The organism is Mesorhizobium sp. M2E.F.Ca.ET.209.01.1.1, from assembly GCF_004010375.2.
Taxonomy (GTDB): Bacteria; Pseudomonadota; Alphaproteobacteria; order Rhizobiales; family Rhizobiaceae; genus Mesorhizobium.
The window spans coordinates 82,779-100,846 of the sequence record NZ_SADP02000005.1 but is presented as its reverse complement, the minus strand read 5'-3'; the positions used below and the strand labels follow the sequence as shown (position 1 = coordinate 100,846).

At 63.1% G+C, this 18,068-nt stretch carries 11 protein-coding genes and 1 pseudogene; 5 read left to right on the top strand and 7 right to left on the bottom strand.

The annotated features are described in order from the left end of the window. Positions 1–26 precede the first annotated feature (26 nt). Positions 27–2,069: a response regulator gene (locus tag EN852_RS11905; RefSeq protein ID WP_246694253.1), complete on the bottom strand. Its 2,043-nt coding sequence runs from the start codon at positions 2,067–2,069 to the stop codon at positions 27–29. 22 nt (positions 2,070–2,091) lie between these two features. Beyond that, positions 2,092–7,788 (bottom strand): HAMP domain-containing protein, encoded by a 5,697-nt coding sequence (locus EN852_RS11900; RefSeq protein WP_246694252.1) that lies wholly within the window; start codon positions 7,786–7,788, stop codon positions 2,092–2,094. 260 nt (positions 7,789–8,048) lie between these two features. Here EN852_RS11900 and EN852_RS40825 point away from each other — a divergent pair. Further along, positions 8,049–8,228, top strand: a pseudogene (locus EN852_RS40825) (hypothetical protein); the annotation flags it as partial. A 78-nt stretch (positions 8,229–8,306) separates the two neighbouring features. Then, positions 8,307–8,954 (top strand): class I SAM-dependent methyltransferase, encoded by a 648-nt coding sequence (locus tag EN852_RS11895; RefSeq protein WP_127867664.1) that lies wholly within the window; start codon positions 8,307–8,309, stop codon positions 8,952–8,954. A 194-nt stretch (positions 8,955–9,148) separates the two neighbouring features. Here EN852_RS11895 and EN852_RS11890 read toward each other — a convergent pair whose 3' ends face one another. From EN852_RS11890 to EN852_RS11880, 3 genes are all read right to left on the bottom strand, one after another. Continuing rightward, positions 9,149–10,282 (bottom strand): substrate-binding protein, encoded by a 1,134-nt coding sequence (locus EN852_RS11890; protein WP_127873918.1) that lies wholly within the window; start codon positions 10,280–10,282, stop codon positions 9,149–9,151. An 86-nt stretch (positions 10,283–10,368) separates the two neighbouring features. Next, positions 10,369–10,641 carry a hypothetical protein gene (locus EN852_RS11885; RefSeq protein ID WP_027024197.1) on the bottom strand — a complete coding sequence of 91 codons (273 nt, stop codon included), beginning with the start codon at positions 10,639–10,641 and terminating at the stop codon, positions 10,369–10,371. Positions 10,642–10,731: 90 nt separating this feature from the next. Continuing rightward, complete coding sequence (locus EN852_RS11880) at positions 10,732–12,309, bottom strand: HD domain-containing phosphohydrolase (protein ID WP_127873919.1); 1,578 nt, start codon at positions 12,307–12,309, stop codon at positions 10,732–10,734. Between the two features lie 122 nt (positions 12,310–12,431). Between EN852_RS11880 and EN852_RS11875 the strand changes: the two genes are divergently transcribed. Both EN852_RS11875 and EN852_RS11870 read left to right on the top strand, forming a co-directional pair. After that, positions 12,432–13,892, top strand: a complete 1,461-nt coding sequence (locus EN852_RS11875; protein WP_127873920.1) for a phospholipase D-like domain-containing protein — start codon at positions 12,432–12,434, stop codon at positions 13,890–13,892. Positions 13,893–13,914: 22 nt separating this feature from the next. Continuing rightward, on the top strand, positions 13,915–14,724 hold the full coding sequence (locus EN852_RS11870; RefSeq protein WP_127873921.1) for an endonuclease/exonuclease/phosphatase family protein: 810 nt from the start codon (positions 13,915–13,917) through the stop codon (positions 14,722–14,724). 6 nt (positions 14,725–14,730) lie between these two features. Here the strand turns inward: EN852_RS11870 and EN852_RS11865 are convergent, their stop codons facing one another. Beyond that, positions 14,731–15,261: a quercetin 2,3-dioxygenase gene (locus EN852_RS11865; RefSeq protein ID WP_127873922.1), complete on the bottom strand. Its 531-nt coding sequence runs from the start codon at positions 15,259–15,261 to the stop codon at positions 14,731–14,733. Between the two features lie 76 nt (positions 15,262–15,337). Here EN852_RS11865 and EN852_RS11860 point away from each other — a divergent pair, with 76 nt between their 5' ends. Beyond that, complete coding sequence (locus tag EN852_RS11860; RefSeq protein ID WP_127873923.1) at positions 15,338–15,994, top strand: TetR/AcrR family transcriptional regulator; 657 nt, start codon at positions 15,338–15,340, stop codon at positions 15,992–15,994. A 71-nt stretch (positions 15,995–16,065) separates the two neighbouring features. On the opposite strand, the gene EN852_RS11855 is transcribed toward EN852_RS11860, so the two are convergent. Beyond that, positions 16,066–18,057: a glycoside hydrolase family 127 protein gene (locus EN852_RS11855; protein WP_127873924.1), complete on the bottom strand. Its 1,992-nt coding sequence runs from the start codon at positions 18,055–18,057 to the stop codon at positions 16,066–16,068. Positions 18,058–18,068 lie beyond the last annotated feature (11 nt).

Below are 18,068 nucleotides of genomic sequence, written 5' to 3'. Positions count from 1 at the left end.
GACTGACGAGATCGCCCGATTCGATTTCAGGTCCGGCCACGCGTCTGTTTGGCCTGCAGGATGGACTCGACAAGCTCCTCGTCCTTGAAAGGTTTCGCGAGCAAAGGAACATCGGCCGGCAGATCGCCGATCGCCTTGGTGTCGGCATAGCCGGTAATGATGACTGCGGGCCAGTCTGCCTTGAGGTTGCGCGCAAATCGGATCACGTCCAAACCTGACACGAGTGGCATGGCGAAATCAGTGACGATCACCTCGAAATCCTGCGGAGCCTTCTCGATCCTGGCCAGTGCCTCTGCCCCGCCGGCGGCGCATGTCACCTCGAAGCCGCTTTGCCTCAATGACGCAGCCGTCAGATCGCGAAGAGCATCGCTGTCGTCGACCAACAGAACAGACGGCTGGGCGCCAGTGCCGTCAACGCGAGGCTGGCTGACCTGTCCCTGTTCGATCAATCGGGCCGGATGCTTCAACGATCGCGGCAGCCACAGCTGCATCGCAGTGCCTCGCCCGACAACACTCTCGATCCGAAGCGTGCCCCCTGACTGCTTTGCAAAGCCGTAGACGGTGCTCAAGCCAAGGCCGGTGCCCTTGCCAACGGGTTTCGTCGTGAAAAAGGGCTCTATGACCTTCGCCAGGAGATCGGCCGGAATGCCGGAACCGGTATCGATGACCGAGATGACGACATAGTCTCCGGCGCCTAGTTCGTCGGAACGATCGGCGATGGCGCGGTTTTCAGCGCGGACCGTGATCGAACCGCCCGTGGGCATTGCGTCGCGCGCATTGAAAACCAGGTTCATGAGCGCGAGTTCGAGTTGGCCTGCGTCCACCAGCACAGGCCAGATTGAGTCGTCGATTTTCCATTCGAAACGAACCAGACCTCCAAGCACTGGCGCGACGAGCCCGTTCAGCGGCTCGACGAGTGCAGCCAGTTGCAAAGGTTCGGGCTTCAGATGTTGACGCCGGGAGAAGGCGAGCATGCGATTAACGAGATCGGCGCCCTGCTTAGCCGAGCGCCTTGTTAGGTCGAGCACTTTCTTCGCCTGCTCATCGAGCGCGGTGCTGCGCTCGAGCAGGCCGAGCCCGCTGAGGATCGTCGCGAGCAGATTGTTGAAGTCATGGGCAAGTCCGCCGGTAAGCTTGCCGATCGCGTCAAGACGCTGCGCCTTGAGCAACCTGTCTTCGAGCTCGCGCCGCTCGGTGATGTCGAGCAGCGTGCCGACAATCTCGTCCGTGTTGTCCATTGGATTATGCGAGATGACGCCCTGGTCGAGGAAGCTTCGGTATTTGCCGTCCGCGCACTGCCAGCGGAACTCGCAGCTATAGGACCCGGCCACCTTGGCCCCACGAAGAGCGGCTTCGACATCGGACAAGTCGTCCGGATGTACACGGCTCAGGCCGAAGCCAGGCTCAGACGTCAGCCGCTCGGGAGAAAATCCTGTCAACCGCTCGATCCCGCTGGTGACAAAGCGGGAGTCAAAAGGCGGATCTAGTGACCGGGCATGAAAGCAGACCGGGATCGATTGCAGTATGGCTTCCTGACGCTGCTCCGCGGCACGCAGCGCTCGCTCCGCCTCGAGCCTCGACTTTTGCGACTCCAGCGCCTGCTCCAGCAGCGTCTGCTCCACGATCGCCTTACGCTGGATTTCCAGGGTCTTCTCGTGCAATTCGACGAAGACGGCCACCTTCGAACGCAGCATAACGGAATCGAAGGGCTTGAAGACGAAATCGACCGCACCGGCGTCGTAGCCGCGCAGCATATGCGCTTCTTCCTTGTTGATCGCGCTCAGGAAGATGATCGGGGTGCGTCTCGACTGCTCTCTTTGGCGGATCAATGAGGCCGTCTCATATCCGTCCAATCCCGGCATCAGCACGTCCAGGAGGATAACGGCGAACTCTTCCTTCAAAAGGAAGCGCAACGCCTCCTCGCCGGACTGGGCGCAGACAACCTCGCCCACTCCTGCCAAGACTTCGCTGATCGCCAGGAGATTGCGATCGTCATCATCCACGGCGAGGATTCGCGCGCCTTGCGCCACCTCTGACGGGACTGCGCGCTGCTCGGCCTTGGTGTTCACCGTGCTTTGCATTGGCAACCCATCACATGGCCGCCACGAGCTTCTCTGCCGGCTGCGCGTGCTGTCTCGATCGCCCTATCCAGACCCGGAGCAGCGCCAGCAGAAGGTCAAGATCCACAGGCTTGGCTATGTAATCCGAAGCACCCGCATCAAGGCACTTCTGCCGATCGCCCTTCATCGCCTTGGCAGTCACCGAGATTAGGGGGACACGCGCGATTGGCGGCGTGCCGCGTATTTGTCGCATCGTCTCATAGCCGTCCATCTCAGGCATCATGATGTCGATGAGCGCGACGTCCATGTCTGGATTTTGCTGAAGCAACTCGATGCCGTCGCGACCTCGCTCGGCGTGCAGAACCTGAATACCATATGTTTCGAGCACGCTGGTCAGCGAATAGATGTTGCGAATGTCGTCGTCGACGATGAGTACTTTGGCGCCGGCAAGATCAGTCTTATCCGATCCTTGGGAGGGCACAGCCCCATCGGTATGATCGTCCCGCGGCACTGTCGCCGACATCAGCAGCGCCAACTGGTCAAGATTCTCGGCACGGGCAACATCCGCCAACTGCGGTTTGAGCCCGATCAGTTGCTCCAGGGCCTCCGGATGTGGTGCGAAGAACACGAGCTTGGCTGACAGGCTCTCAAGCGACGCCGCGATCTCCTCAATCATCTTCGCGTTGTCCTTGCCCGACCTGCCAAAACCCAGCACGATCGCGTCATAGATATCGAAGTCTATTCCCCGACCGTTTGCGGCGATCCTACCGACAGGCGTTACGGAAGTGACGCCGTCGCGGGTCGCTTCGACCAGGGAAAGCCGCCGCTCGGGATCGGCATCCACGATCAGGACATTGCGCTGGAGGCGCAACTTGCTCGAATGAATGTCCTCGAATACCTTCATAAGGTCGTCCGACGATACCGGCTTGGTCGAGACGCTGGCGGCGCCACTGCGCAACAGGCCAGCCGTATCTTCCGCACCCGAGATGACATGTATCGGGATGCCCGCGGTCTTGCGGTCGTGCCGCAGAAGATCGAACAGCACCCAGCCATCTATGTCCGAAAGGCCGAGGTCCAGCGTGATTGCATCCGGAACCAGCTTCCTCGCCAGCGCCACCGTCCCGGAGCCCGCGGTGGACAACACGCCTTTGAGGCCCGCCGAACGCGCCATACCCAGCAACAGTCCCGCAAAGGTAGGATCGTCCTCAACAATCAGCACTACCCTGTCTTCGGGCGAGAGGACATCGCGATCATCGACGAGTTCCGGAACGGAAACACCGGCCGCGGGAGCCAACATCTCCTGTCCGGCAATCCCGGGCTGCGGAACGGCTCTCGGACCTTCGACGGGGATGACGAGCGTGAATGTCGAGCCCCTGCCTGGCGTGCTTTCCACCCTCAGCTCGCCTCCGAGCAGCCGGGCGATTTCACGACTGATCGACAGGCCGAGCCCTGTGCCACCGTATTTGCGGCTGGTGGTACCATCGGCCTGCTGGAAAGCTTCGAAGATCAGCTTCTGCTTGTCCTCGGGAATGCCGATGCCGGTATCGGTGACCGCGATAGCGAGCGCCTTCGGCGCCTGAGCGCCGTTCCGCCGCGCGGTCTTCTCCGGCCTGAGTGTGAGGCTGACCTTACCGCTCGACGTGAATTTGAATGCGTTCGACAACAGGTTGAGGACGATTTGCTGCAGCCGCTTTTCGTCGGTGCGCACCGTCTCCGGAAGTCCCGGGTCAAGCTCTATTGTGAAGCCCAATCCCTTGTCGGCGGCCAACTGGCGGAAAGTGCGCTCCATGTGCTGGCGCAGATGCGCCAAGGGCATATCGTTGATCTCGACGGAGACGGTGCCGGACTCGATCTTCGATAGATCGAGAATGTCGTTGATAAGGCTGAGCAGGTCGGTCCCCGCCGAATTGATGGTCCGGGCAAACTCGACCTGCTTGTCGTTGAGATTTCCCTGTTGGTTGCTGGCCAGGAGATTCGAGAGAATGAGCAGCGAGTTCAACGGCGTGCGGAGCTCGTGGCTCATATTGGCCAAAAATTCGGATTTGTATTTGGAGGTCAGGGCGAGCTGTTCGGCTTTCTCCTCAAGAGCCCGCCGAGCCATTTCGATTTCGAGATTCTTGTTCTCCACCTGCTTCTTTTCGTTTTCGAGCAACTGAGCCTTTTCCTGCAGCTCCTCGTTGGTGGCGTGCAGCTCTTCCTGCTTCTTGGTCAGTTCCGCCTGGCGCGCCTGTAATTCCGAAGTCAGCAATTGCGACTGTTTCAGCAGCCCTTCGGTGCGCATCGTCGCCGCTATCGTGTTGAGCACGATGCCCACAGACTCCATCAGCTGGTTGAGGAACGACTGGTGCGTGTCGCGGAATTCGCTGAAGGAGGCAAGTTCGATCACCGCCTTGACTTCGTCTTCGAAGAGCGCGGGCAGGATGATGACGTTGGCCGGCGTGGCGTTGCCGAGGCCCGATGTGATGCGCAGGAAGTTCGGCGGCACATTGTCGAGGACGATCGCGCGCTTGTCGGCGGCGCTTTGGCCGACTAGGCCCTCGGGCCAATCAAGGCGCTGTTTCATCGCCGACTTGCTTTCTGCGCCGTAGGACGCCGCGAGCTCGAGATAGGACTCGTCTTCTTCCCGGTTGGTCACATAGAACACGCCGTATTGCGCATTCACCAGCGGTGCCAGCTCCGACATAATCAGACGCGACACCGTCGCCAGATCGCGCTCGCCCTGCAGCATGCGCGAGAACCGCGCCAGATTTGTCTTCAGCCAGTCCTGTTCCGCATTCTTCAGCGTCTGATCCTTGAGGTTGCGGATCATCTCGTTGATGTTGTCCTTGAGCGCCGCCACCTCGCCTGAGGCCTGGACGCTGATGGAGCGCGTAAGATCACCCTTCGTCACCGCGGTCGAGACTTCCGCGATGGCCCGCACCTGGGTGGTAAGGTTGGCTGCCAGCTGATTGACATTGTCGGTCAGGTCGCGCCAGAGCCCTGCCGCGCCCGGCACGCGAGCCTGGCCGCCGAGCTTGCCTTCGATGCCGACCTCGCGCGCGACGTTGGTCACCTGGTCGGCAAAGGTGGCGAGGGTCTCGATCATGCCGTTTATGGTATCGGCCAGCGAAGCGATCTCGCCCTTGGCGTCGACCGTGAGCTTGCGGCGCAAATTTCCTTGCGCCACCGCGGTCACGACATCCGCGATGCCGCGCACCTGATTGGTAAGGTTGGTGGCCATCAGGTTGACATTGTCGGTCAGATCTTTCCAGGTGCCGGCAACGCCCTCGACGCGGGCCTGGCCGCCAAGCTTGCCTTCGGTGCCCACCTCGCGCGCCACGCGCGTCACCTCCCCGGCAAAGGAGTTCAGCTGATCGACCATGGTGTTGATCGTCGACTTCAGCTCCAGAATCTCGCCCTTGACGTCCACGGTGATCTTTTTCGACAGATCGCCGCGTGCGACGGCGGTGGTCACTTCGGCGATGTTGCGCACCTGACCGGTTAGGTTCTCCGCCATCGAGTTGACGTTGTCGGTGAGGTCTTTCCAAGTGCCCGCGACGCCGCGCACCTGGGCCTGGCCGCCCAATTTGCCCTCGGTGCCGACCTCTCGGGCGACACGCGTCACCTCGCCGGCGAAGGAGTTGAGCTGGTCGACCATGGTATTGATGGTGGATTTCAGCTCCAGGATCTCGCCTTTGACGTCGACCGTGATCTTCTTGGAAAGATCACCGAGCGCGACAGCGGTCGTCACCTCGGCGATATTGCGGACCTGGCCCGTCAAATTCGCGGCCATGGCATTGACATTGTCGGTCAAGTCCTTCCACGTGCCCGCCACACCGCGCACCTGCGCCTGCCCGCCCAGCTTGCCGTCCGAACCTACCTCGCGCGCGACGCGCGTCACTTCCGAGGCAAACGAGTTGAGCTGGTCGACCATCGTGTTGATGACGTCCTTGATCTGCAGAATCTCGCCCAGAGCATCGACCGTGATCTTCTGGGTAAGGTCGCCGGTCGCGATTGCCGTCGCGACCTTGGAGACGTCACGCAGCTGCACCGTGAGATTGCCGGCCATTGCGTTCACGTTGTCGGTCAAATCCTTCCAGGTGCCGCCGACGCCTTCGACATGGGCCTGACCGCCGAGCTTGCCTTCCGAGCCGACCTCGCGGGCCACGCGCGTCACCTCCGAGGCGAAAGAGTTGAGCTGATCCACCATCGTGTTGACGGTGTCCTTCAGTTCCAGGATTTCGCCCTTGACGTCGACCGTGATCTTCTTCGACAGATCACCGCGCGCGACGGCCGTGGTTACCTCGGCGATATTGCGCACCTGGCCGGTGAGGTTTGCCGCCATCAGGTTGACGCTGTCCGTCAGGTCCTTCCAGGTGCCGCCGACGCCCTTCACATCGGCCTGGCCGCCAAGCTTGCCCTCGGTGCCGACTTCGCGGGCAACGCGCGTTACCTCCGACGCAAAGGAATTGAGCTGGTCCACCATCGTGTTGATGGTGTCCTTTAGCTCCAGGATTTCGCCCTGGACGGCCACGGTGATCTTCTTCGACAGATCGCCAGACGCGACCGCCGTCGTCACTTCGGCGATATTGCGAACCTGCCCGGTCAGGTTCTCGGCCATCGAGTTCACATTGTCCGTCAGATCCTTCCAGGTGCCCGCGACACCACGCACTTGAGCCTGGCCTCCCAGCTTGCCCTCGGAACCGACCTCGCGCGCCACGCGGGTCACCTCGGAGGCGAACGAGTTGAGCTGGTCCACCATCGTGTTGATGGTGTTCTTCAGTTCGAGTATCTCGCCCTTCACATCGACGGTGATCTTCTTCGAAAGGTCGCCGAGCGCGACGGCCGTTGTCACCTCGGCGATGTTGCGGACCTGGCCCGTAAGGTTCTCGGCCATCGAATTGACGTTGTCGGTTAGGTCTTTCCAGGTGCCCCCGACGCCTTCGACGCGCGCCTGACCACCGAGCTTGCCTTCGGTGCCGACCTCGCGCGCCACGCGCGTCACTTCCGAGGCGAATGAATTTAGCTGGTCCACCATCGTGTTGATGGTGTTCTTGAGCTCCAGGATCTCGCCTTTCACATCGACGGTGATTTTCTTCGACAGGTCGCCTGAGGCGACGGCCGTGGTGACTTCGGCGATGTTGCGGACTTGCCCGGTGAGATTGGTCGCCATGGCATTGACGTTGTCGGTCAGGTCTTTCCAGGTGCCGGCCACGCCCTTCACCCGCGCCTGGCCGCCGAGCTTGCCTTCGGTGCCCACTTCGCGGGCGACGCGCGTCACCTCCGAAGCAAAGGACCCCAACTGTCCGACCATCGTGTTGACGACCTTGCCGATACGGAGGAACTCGCCTCGCAGAGGCCTGCCGTCGATCTCCACCATCATCGTTTGCGACAGGTCGCCCTTGGCAACTGCACCGATGACACGAGCCACCTCCGTGGTCGGTTGGACCATGTCCTCGATCAGATCATTGACGGAGCGGACGCTTGTTTCCCAGCTGCCCGTGGCATTGCGTACGTGGCCGCGCTCGCCGATCCGCCCGTCCTTGCCGACCACCCGGCTCAGCCGATCGAACTCGCGCGTGACCTGATCGTTAATCTCCACGATCTGGTTGAAGGTGTCTGCGATATCTGAGTCGAGGCCTTCATAGACATTGTCGATGCGGACAGAGAAATCACCGCGCCGGAAGGCCTTGAGCGCGTTCAAAATCTGGCGGCGGTCCAATTGCGACTTGGATCTCAGCGTACTCACAGCGCCCCCTCACAGCCCCGGCTGACAACGACGGTCGTGAATGAAAATGCCCCTCGCGGCCAAATTCCCGCGAGAGGCAGAACGCGCGACCCGTGGTTCGGTTCCATTGTAACGGGCGGCGGATCTTTGTGGGTGCATGGCGAACAGTCGGGCGCCATCCCCTCAATCCGAAAGGGAGACCGCCGCCCGGTGGGGGCCATTGCGCGCCAAGCTGACGTCGGCCAGGGCGACACCCTCACTTTACCACGGAATAACCCACCGCATTGCCTTCCGCGCCAGCCATGATGGCGCTGCTGACGGCCGTCTATGACGGCCACGACATGATGTGCATGTCGGGCGCCTCGGTGCTCGGCGGCATGACGCCAATGTATCTGTTGATGGCCGGCTTCCATCTGGCGCCATGGCTGCGGCTGGTGGCCAGGCGCACCAACGGGATTTGACGCAAGCGCTCAGCGTTCCCGTTACGTTGCGTTTAGCTCTGCCATGTAGAGAATTCGGCATGCGGAGGCGGCGTCTGAATGCTGGACAACTATGAGGCGGACGAATTCGGCGTGATCCACCAGATCGACTTCACGCCGATCAAATACGACAAGAAATACATTTCCTACTACGAGGACCTGAGCGACCGGACCATCAAGCTCGGCTATCAGCGGCTTGGCTGGGTGCTTGGCATCACCGGCGACATTCCGCGCTCGGTGCTCGAAATCGGATACGGCACCGGCACATTCATCGAAGCCGCGAAGATCACCGGCGTTGCCGATTGCGCCGGCTGCGACATCGCCGAGTTTCCGCTGCCCCAGGGTGTCCGCTTTGTCGATTGGGACGAGGCGCTCGCCGGCTCGTGGGATCTCGTCGCCATGTTCGACGTGCTCGAACACATCCCGGATCTGAGCTTCCTCGCCCGCCTGAAGACCCGGCACCTCGCCGTCGCCGTCCCTTATTGCCGCTGGCGTGAGCTCGGCGCCGATGGCGACGCCTGGTTCAGGACCTGGCGCATGCGCCTACCCAACGAGCACCTGCACCATTTCGACCGAGAGTCGCTGGTGGCGCTGCTCGCGCATAACGGCTTCGACTGCGTGACCCTGAACGGATTCGAGGACGGGATCAGGCTGCGGCCCGGAGAAGCCGGCCCGAATATCTTGTCAGGCTTCTTTCGAAAACTGTAGAACGGCGGTTAGCCGACTGGTCCGCCTCGCAGCGACACCGACCTTGGCGGGTGATGGCGTTGGTTACGGCCGCTTCGGCGGCCATGACATGATGTGCATGTCGGGTGCATTGTTGCTGGCCAGGATGGATGGCAGGACGGGGCGCCGTTCAGCTGCCCCCGCCAATTCGGAGAAAAACGGTCGACGGTCGCTGGTTACCCCACGTTGCTTAGACGGAACCCATCGGTAAGCATGCTCTCGTTGGGATCGATCGGACCCAAATTCTTCACGACCCGGAATCGACCGCTCTGCGCCTCAGCAATGTACATGTTCATGCGAACATGGTGCTGTCCGGGAACCATCTCGGCCGGACCGCCAGGGCCTTCGCTGATCCGGACGTGGTCAAGTGCCCGGATAACCGTATCGCGCTCGACACTGCCCGCTTCCTTAACCGCTGCTTCCCACATCTTGATTGCCCGGTAGTGGCCGGTGCACCCGCTGCCCGCCGTCAAGGTGGCGCCTCCAGGGAACCGTTCGCTGTAACGGCGCAAGAGCGCGCGGCCGAACGGTTCGTCGAGTTCCTGGTAGTAGTCGAGGCAGCTGTAGAGGCCCTCGATCTGCTCGGACGGCACCAGATTGAAGAAGTTCTCGTCGAAGTAAGTGCAGACGATCCTGCCGCCGCGTTTGCCGAAACCGGCCTTGTGCAGTTCTTCGAGAAACGGCGTCAGGCCCGGCGGCACGATGGTGTTGAAAACCACGTCGGCGCCGCTCGCCATGATCTGCTGCACCGTGCGCCGGAAATCGACGGTGTCCAGCGGAAAATACTCCTCGCCGACGATCTCGCCGCCATTGGCGCGCACCGCCCGGCTCGCGGCTTTGTTCAGCAAATGGGGCCAGATGTAATCGGCCGACGGCAAATAGAATTTCCTGGCTCCGGTGGACTGCATAAGCCACGGGATCAGAGGCTCGACCTGCTGCGCGGGCACGGGACCTGTGCAGAAGATCAGCGGATCGTTTTCCTGTCCCTCATACTGCTCGGTATAGATGTAGAGCGTCCTGCCACGGGTGACCGCCTCGCTCTTGATGGCCAGCCGGGTCGAACTGTAGATGCCGCCGACAACCACATCGACCTTGTCGACATCGACCAGTTTCGCTGCCTTTGCCTTGGCGACGCTGTCGATCGTTTCTCCATCCTCGATGACGAGTTCCACCGGCCGGCCGAGCAGCCCGCCTTTGGCGTTGATATCGTCAACGAGCATTGCGGTAAGGTTCGCGTTTGCGATGCCCATGAAAGACAATGGGCCTGTCAGCTCGGCGATGAGGCCGATCTTGATGGGTTTCGGATCCATTTGAAATCTCCGATTGCGGGTTTCGTGTTCTGGATTTTGTCGAGCGCGCCGCCCCCGCCGACGGCAGGCGACGCGCGGCGTTGATGTCAGGCCTCGTAGTGGCCGAGCAGCAGCGCCGCCTGCGGCTTGCCGACATGGCCGGCTTCCTGAAGGATCGCCGGCACCTCCGGATCCGACACGAAATTCTTCCAGCCCTCGGCGTCCCAGTCGAAGATCGCCCAGACGCGGTCGGGTTCGCTCGGGTCGCGGAACACGGTCGCGCCGTTCGAGCCGTGCAGCCGGCGCTTGTCGGCGCCCTTGGTTGAAAAGATACGGATGAAGTGGTCGACGTCCGCCACCTTGGTCGTTGCAAGAAGCATCGGATTTCCTCCTGTCGGTCGCGGCCGCCATTGGTCCGTCGACAGGATCACGATGCGCTCCCCGCAGCGGGCGCACATGGGGTGGATTCCCTATGCCGGCATTTCGCTTGGCCGGACAAGGCCGTGCTCGACCGCATAGAGCGCGGCGGCGGCGCGGGTTCCAACGCCGATCTTGGAGTAAACGCTCTGGATATGGTGGTCGGCGGTCTTGGGCGAGATATCGAGTTTGCGAGCCGTCTCCTTCGCGGTCAGGCCGGCGGCGATGAGGCGCAGCACCTCGATTTCGCGCGGCGTCAGGCCGGCCAATGCCTGCGGCAAGGCCCGGCGCGACTGCTGCCCGGCGAACGACAGCACGGCCTCGGCAGCCTCCGGGCAGATACAGCCGTCACGAACAGCCGCGCGCAGCTGTGCGGCCGCAGCCTCGCTGGACAGCGCCTTGCGATGCGGACGCTCCTCGCGCGACGTCTGGAATGCCTCGGCGGCGGCCAGGATCCTGGCTGCCGGAGACAGGTCGGAGCCGCCAACCTTGCGGTGATATCCCGAACCGTCCAGGCGTTCGTGATGACGCAGCACGAGCGCGCCCATCGCCTCGCCGTCCTGGCCGAAGGACGCCAGCGCCCGCTCGCCGTAATAGGCATGCAGCTGCGCGGCGTCGCGCTCGCGCACCGACAGCGGGCCGTTGCGCATCCAGGTCGCCACGGGCACCACGAGTTCGCCGATGTCATGGATGCAGCCCGACCAGCGCAGCGCGCGGACGTCAGGATCAGGCAAGCCGATGCGCTTCCCAGCGCCCGCGGCCAGCTCCGACACCATCCGCGAATGGCCCTGCGTAAATGGCATGCGCATGTCGATCATGTCCGCGATGGCGAGGAACGCCTCGTCGCAGGCCGCCTCATCCAGCGTTACCGGCGGATCGGGTTCCAGCGCCAGGATGGTCTCGCGATCGACCGTGGCGCCGATACCCCGCATCAGCGTCGCCGCATTGGCCGAGACGAGCCGGGCCAGATCGGCCTCGTACGGGCCGTCGGCGCGACCGGCGATGGTCTCGGCCATCCCGTCGATGCCGACTGCATCACTGAGCGTTATCGCGTCCTGCGCCAGCGTGATCAGGCGCACGGCCGGCAGGACATCCTCGCCGCTCAAGCCACGCGGCAGGCCCTTGCCGTCCCAGCGTTCGTAGATTTGTCCGAGATTTCGCCGAATCTCGTCGGAGAGACCGAGTCGTTCGCCGATCCGCTGCGCCACCTCACAATGGGCCGTCAGAACCGGGCGGGCCACGGCGAGCGCCTGCGACATCGCGGCCTCGATGGCCTTGGCCTGCGCGTCAGGCTCGAGATCGTAATAGAACCGCTTGAAGGCCTGCACGAAGACCCTGCCCAGTTCCGCACGGTTGCCCATGTCGAGCCCGACAAGATCCTGACGAAGCGCGATTTCGTCGCCGAAGAGGCCCGAGAGAAGGTCGGTGTCGGCGTTGCAGCCGACATAGCGCAGCATGGACTGGTGGTAGGCATTGCGCCGAACCTGCTCCGAAACGCCGGCAAGCTCGGCGATCCGCATTGCCAGCACGCAGGATTTCAGCGCGAAATCGCGCGAATGGCCGGTGGCGAGGTCCGAAGCATAGGCAAGGACCATCATGAAGTCCGCCCGGCGTATCGAGACGTCCATCATCGCACACCCCCCGTTGAGCCCTATCGTAGTCCCACATACCGCTGATACCTAGGAAAAAGTCCAAAGCCTGACGAAGACCGTCCGCATTGCCTTCCGCGCCGGCTCGCACAATAGTCGGGTCGATGTTCGAGGCGATTGCGAGTCACTGGTCGACGCTTATCCTGATCCTCTCGCTGGCGATGGCGGCGGTCGGCATCGTGCACGCCATCATGACCAAGGAGGACGTGCGCGCCGCCACCGGCTGGGTGGGCGTGATGCTGCTCTCGCCCTTTCTCGGCGCGATCATCTACGCCATCGCCGGCATCAACCGCATCCGCCGCGCGACGATCAGCGCGATGCGGCCGGTCTCACCCGAGGCGGCCGCTGCCAGGCATGACCGCGACGTCGCGCTGGAGGCCTTGATCAACGCCGAATACGGCCAGCGTTTCACCGGGCTGAAGACGCTTGGCGACCGGGTGGCGCGGCGTCCGCTGACCTCCGGAAACACCATCGCCGTGCTCAAGACCGGCGACGAGGCCTATACGGCGATGTGCCGGGCAATCGACGCGGCGCAAAGAAGCGTCCTTCTGGAAACCTATATTTTCGACAATGATGCGGTTGGGGCGCTTTTCGTCCAGTCGCTCGGCAACGCCGTCAAGCGCGGCGTCACCGTGCGGGTGCTGATCGACGCCGTCGGCGTGCGCTATTCGGTGCCCAGCATCCTGAAACAGCTCAGGGAGGCCGACGTCACCGTCGACCTCTTCAACGGCAATATCGTCATGGGCCTGAGACTTCCCTATGCCAATCTGAGGACCCACAGGAAGATCCTGATCGTCGACGGCGTGGTGGCGTTCACGGGAGGCATGAATATCCGGAAAGGATTCTCGGCCGAATTCGCCGGTTCCGAAAGTTCGCGCGACACGCATTTCGAGGTCAGCGGGCCTGTCGTGGCCGATCTGTTCGCGGTTGCCGCCGAAGACTGGCGCTTTGCCGGCAACGAAGTCTTGAAGGACGGTCCCTGGCAAGTCGAGCGGACGATACCGCCGCCCGGGCAGGCGATGCTGGTGCGCGCGGTGGCGAGCGGGCCCGACGCGTCAAACGAGACCAACCTGAAGCTGCTGATGGGCGCATTCTCAGTGGCCCGCAAATCGATCCGCATCATGTCGCCCTATTTCCTGCCGGATCGCGAATTCATCAGCGCGCTGACCACCGCCGCCCGGCGCGGCGTCGAAATCGACATCGTGGTGCCGGCGGTGAACAATCTCTTCCTCGTCGATCATGCGATGACGGCGCAGTTCGACCAGGTGCTGAAGCACTATTGCCGGGTCTGGCGCCACGACGGCTCGTTCGACCATTCCAAGCTGATGGCGATCGACGGCGTGTGGGCCTATGTCGGCTCTTCCAACCTGGACGCACGCTCGCTGAGGCTGAATTTCGAGATCGACATGGAAGTCCTGGATGAAAACTTCGCCGCCGAGATCGACGCCCGCATCGTGGCCGCCATCTCAAGCGCGCAGCCGGTAACGCTGCAGACGCTGAATGCAAGGCCATTCGTAATCCGCGTCTTCGACCGTTTGCTGTGGCTGGGATCACCCTATCTTTAGAACGGAAACGAGCATCGGGACCATGGAGACAAACGACATAAAAGGACGCAGCCTCCCGGAGACCGTGCTGCTTACGATCCGCGCCAGGAACGCGCGCAAAGCGAAGGCGACGCCGCGCAAGCGAGTCAACGACACTGAAATCGTCGTCGCCTCCTACAACGTCCACAAATGCATCGGCACGGACCGCAGGTTCGACCCTGACAGGACTGCCCGCGTCATCCGCGAAATCAGCCCCGACGTGATCGCCCTGCAGGAAGCCGACAACCGTTTTGGCGACCGCGCCGGGCTGCTCGACCTTGCCCGCCTCGAACATGATACCGGGCTGGTGCCGGTGCCGGTCATCGGCAACGGCAAGGGGCATGGCTGGCGCGGCAATGTGCTGCTGTTCAAACGCGGAACCGTGCGCGACGTCCACCAGCTCAAGCTGCCGGGGCTGGAGCCGCGCGGCGCGCTGGTTGCCGAAATCGATCTTGACGAGAAACGCAGCCTGCGCGTCATCGCCGCCCATCTCGGCCTTTTGCGCCGCTCGCGCTCCGAGCAGGCCCGCGTCGTGCTCGACATCATGAGCAGCGCCGACGAAAGGCCGACGCTGCTGCTTGGCGACCTCAACGAATGGCGGCTCGGCAACCGCTCGGCGCTGAACACGCTGCACACAACCTTCGGCCCGACGCCGCCGGCGGTGCCGACCTTCCCGTCCGGCCTGCCGGTGCTGGCGCTCGACCGCATCATGGGCAACCGGCACGATCTGGTTTCGAACGTCGAGGCGCATGACACGCCGCTGTCGCGCGTCGCCTCCGATCACCTGCCGCTGACGGCTTTCGTGCATCTTTAGCGAAGACTAAGCCGCGGCATGACTTGCCGAAGACCGGGCCGTCGGTGCCATTGGCGGCCCGATGATCTCGGCCTCATAGCGGGCGCTGACACGTTTCAGGGCTTCGATATCCGGCGGCGATGCCGGAGGCAGTCCTTCCCCCTCCGCCGGACGTCCGGCGTCTATGAAAACGCCCTCGCCGCCACCTGGGGTCAGCAGCGTCAGCATCCGCGCCGGCTTGTCTCCCTCGACCACGAAAGTGTGGGGAACGTTTCGTGGCAGGAACACGAACGACCCGGCGGGGGCCCGGAAGATGCGATCGCCGCACTTCATCGTCAATTCCCCTTCGAGCACGTAGAAGGACTCGTCCTCCCGGCGATGCACATGCAGCGGCGGCGAGAAACCCGGCGCGATAAGGGATTCCAGCAAGCCGAAGCCGCCTCCGGTGCTGGCCTCGGTGGCCTTCACCGTCATGCGGTTCCTCAGAAACCAGATTGCTTCCCCCTCACCCGGTCCCAGGAACCGTGCGTCATCGGCGGTATGGCTGGAGATCGTCATTAAAGCCCCCTTTCAGATGTGCGATATCTATATTGCACTCTTGTGCAATTAATGCACTCCGGTATACTTAGCTCGCATGAATGTCAATCCACACCCCCGCACCGCGCAGAAACGCCGCACCCGCAAGGCGATCGTCGACGCGGCGATCGCACTGCTCGCCCGCGGCGAGACGCCGACCGTCAACGACGTGGCCGCCGCGGCCGACGTCTCGCGGCGAACCGTCTACCTCTACTTCCCGAGTTTCGATCAGTTGCTGCTCGATGCAACGGTCGGCGCGCTTAGCCAGGCCTCGGTCGATCGTGCCATCGAGCAGGCCACCGACGATGGCGAAGCGCGCGTGGAGCACCTGGTCCGTGCGCTGCATCACGTCAGTCCCGAGGTTGAGCGCCTCGGGCGCTCGCTGATCCGCCTGACCGTAGACGGCGCGCCGGCCGAGCAAGGCGTGCCGCGTCGCGGCTACCGGCGGATCGAATGGATCGAACAGGCGTTGTCGCCATTGCGGGACCGGCTGGAACCGGACCGCTGGAACCGGCTCGTCCGCGCGCTGGCCATGGTGATCGGCTGGGAGGCCCTGATCGTCCATCGCGACATCTGCGGCCTCAGCGCGGCCGAGGGCGAGGACCTGTCGGTGTGGGCCGCCAACGCGCTGGTCAAGGCAGCGCTGGAGGAGGAGCAAAAGGCTGGCGCTCCGGTATCAGGGAGGCGAAGGAAGAAGGATAAGCTGGCAAAGTAGCGTTCCTTTACGTGTCCGGCAGGACAGAGGAGGCGCTGTCCCGCCAGCGTCTCAAGTTCCGCGACAAAAGCCTACTCTTCCCGTAGCCAGACCAGCATCTCGCCGGGGTCGCGATTGTCCCAGGCGAAATAGGGAACCGCCTTCAGTGTCATCGCCTCAGTCGCCGGCGGTTCGGGACGATAGAGATCGGCGCCCCAGTTTCCCGTCTCGGCCCGGCTGCCGATGGCTGAAAGGGTGACGATGCCGCCGAGCAGGTTCGGCTCCCTGTGGGCCTCCAACCTTGCCTCGCGCGGCAGGGCGATGCGATGCAGCCCGCCGCCATTGTCGGTTTCCTCAACGCAGTAGACCAGCGGGCCCCGCGCCAGCGCCACGCGACCAATGTCCTGGCGCACCTGCGGGTTGGCGAAGAGGCGCGCCATCGACATTTCGAGGTCGAGCTCGACCTTGTCGCCCTGGCGCCACTCGCGCCGGATCGCGGCATAGCCGTCGACCGTAGCGGCCTCGAGATCGACCAGCTTGCCGTTGACCCGCAGCGCCGCCTTGCGGCACCAGGCGGGGAAGCGGAGATAGAGCGTGAACTCCACCGGCGCTTCCGGTCCGACCTCGATCGCGACCGCGCCGTCCCAGGGATAGTTGCTGGTCTGGACCAGGGTGACCTGGCGGCCGGCGATCTCGAAGCGGGCTGTCGAGTCGCCGTAGAGATGGACGGCCAGCGCATCGTCGGCGAGGCCGTAGAAATAGCTCCCGATCGACGCCACCATGCGGCCGATATTGGGCGGGCAGCAGGGGCAGCGGTGCCATTTCCAGCGATGGTGCCCTCCCCGGCTCTCCAGCGGGTTCTCATAGAAGAACAGCGAGCCGTCGAGCGACAGGCCCGAGATCGAGCCGTTGTAGAGCGCGCGCTCCATCATGTCCGCATAGCGAGCGTTCGGCCCCATGCCGAGCATACGGCTTGCCCAGAACACCAGGCCGACCGAAGCGCAGGTCTCGGCATAGGCCGTCTCGTTGGGCAGGTCGTAATCGCTGGTAAAGCCCTCATTGTGCGCCGACGGCCCGAGGCCGCCGGTGACATAGAGGCTCTTGGTCATCAGATCGTCCCAGAGCCGGTCGAGCGCCACGCGCAGCGTGTCGTCGCCATATTCCGTCGCGATATCGGCCATGCCGGAATAGAGATACATGGCTCTCACCGCATGGCCGACGACCTTGCCCTGCTCGCGCACCGGCTTATGCGACTGATTATATTCGTAGGTCTTGAAGTGATAGGCCTTCGGGTCGGCGCCGCGGGCCCGCGCCTCCTCGTCGAAATAATGCGGCTGCTGCCCGCGCTGGTCGATGAAATACTTCGCCAGGTCCATGTATTTCCGGTTGCCGGTGACGCGGGCGAGCTTGACCAGCGCCAGTTCGATCTCCTCATGGCCGCAATAACCCTTTTTCTTGCCGGGCTCAGGGCCGAACATTGAGGCGATGTGGTCGGCGTAGCGGCTCATGATGTCGAGCAGCTTGCGCTTACCCGTCGCCTGAAAGTAGGCGACAGCGCCCTCCATCAGATGGCCGGCGCAGTAGAGCTCATGGCAGTCGCGCAGGTTGGTCCAGCGCAGGCCGGGCTGGATGCGCTGGTACCAGCTCGAAAGGTAGCCGTCGGGCTGCTGCAGTTTCTCGTACATGTCGATGACGGCATCGATCTTCTGCTCCAGCTCCGGATTGCGGCGGCGGTAGAGCGAATAGGCGGCGGTCTCGATCGTCTTGCCCCAGTCAGAGTCCCAGAACATCTGCGTCGTTACCGTCGAGCCGGTGAACTCGGCGCTCTGCCCGTCGGCTTCGTCGGGCGACGGCGAATGGAACGGGATGACCACGCCCGGCGACGGCAGGTCCGGATCGATCTGCTCCAGCATGCGCGCCTCGACGCAGCGGTCGTAGAGGATGCCGGCAGTCTTGCTAGCCACCGCATCGACACGGTCGCCCCAGAAGCCGCGGACATCGACCTGCGGCACCGGCAGCGGTCGGAAGGCGAGCTTCGGCCTGGCGGAGGTGCCGGTCTCATTTGCAGGCTGCGATGCGGTCATGATTTCACTCC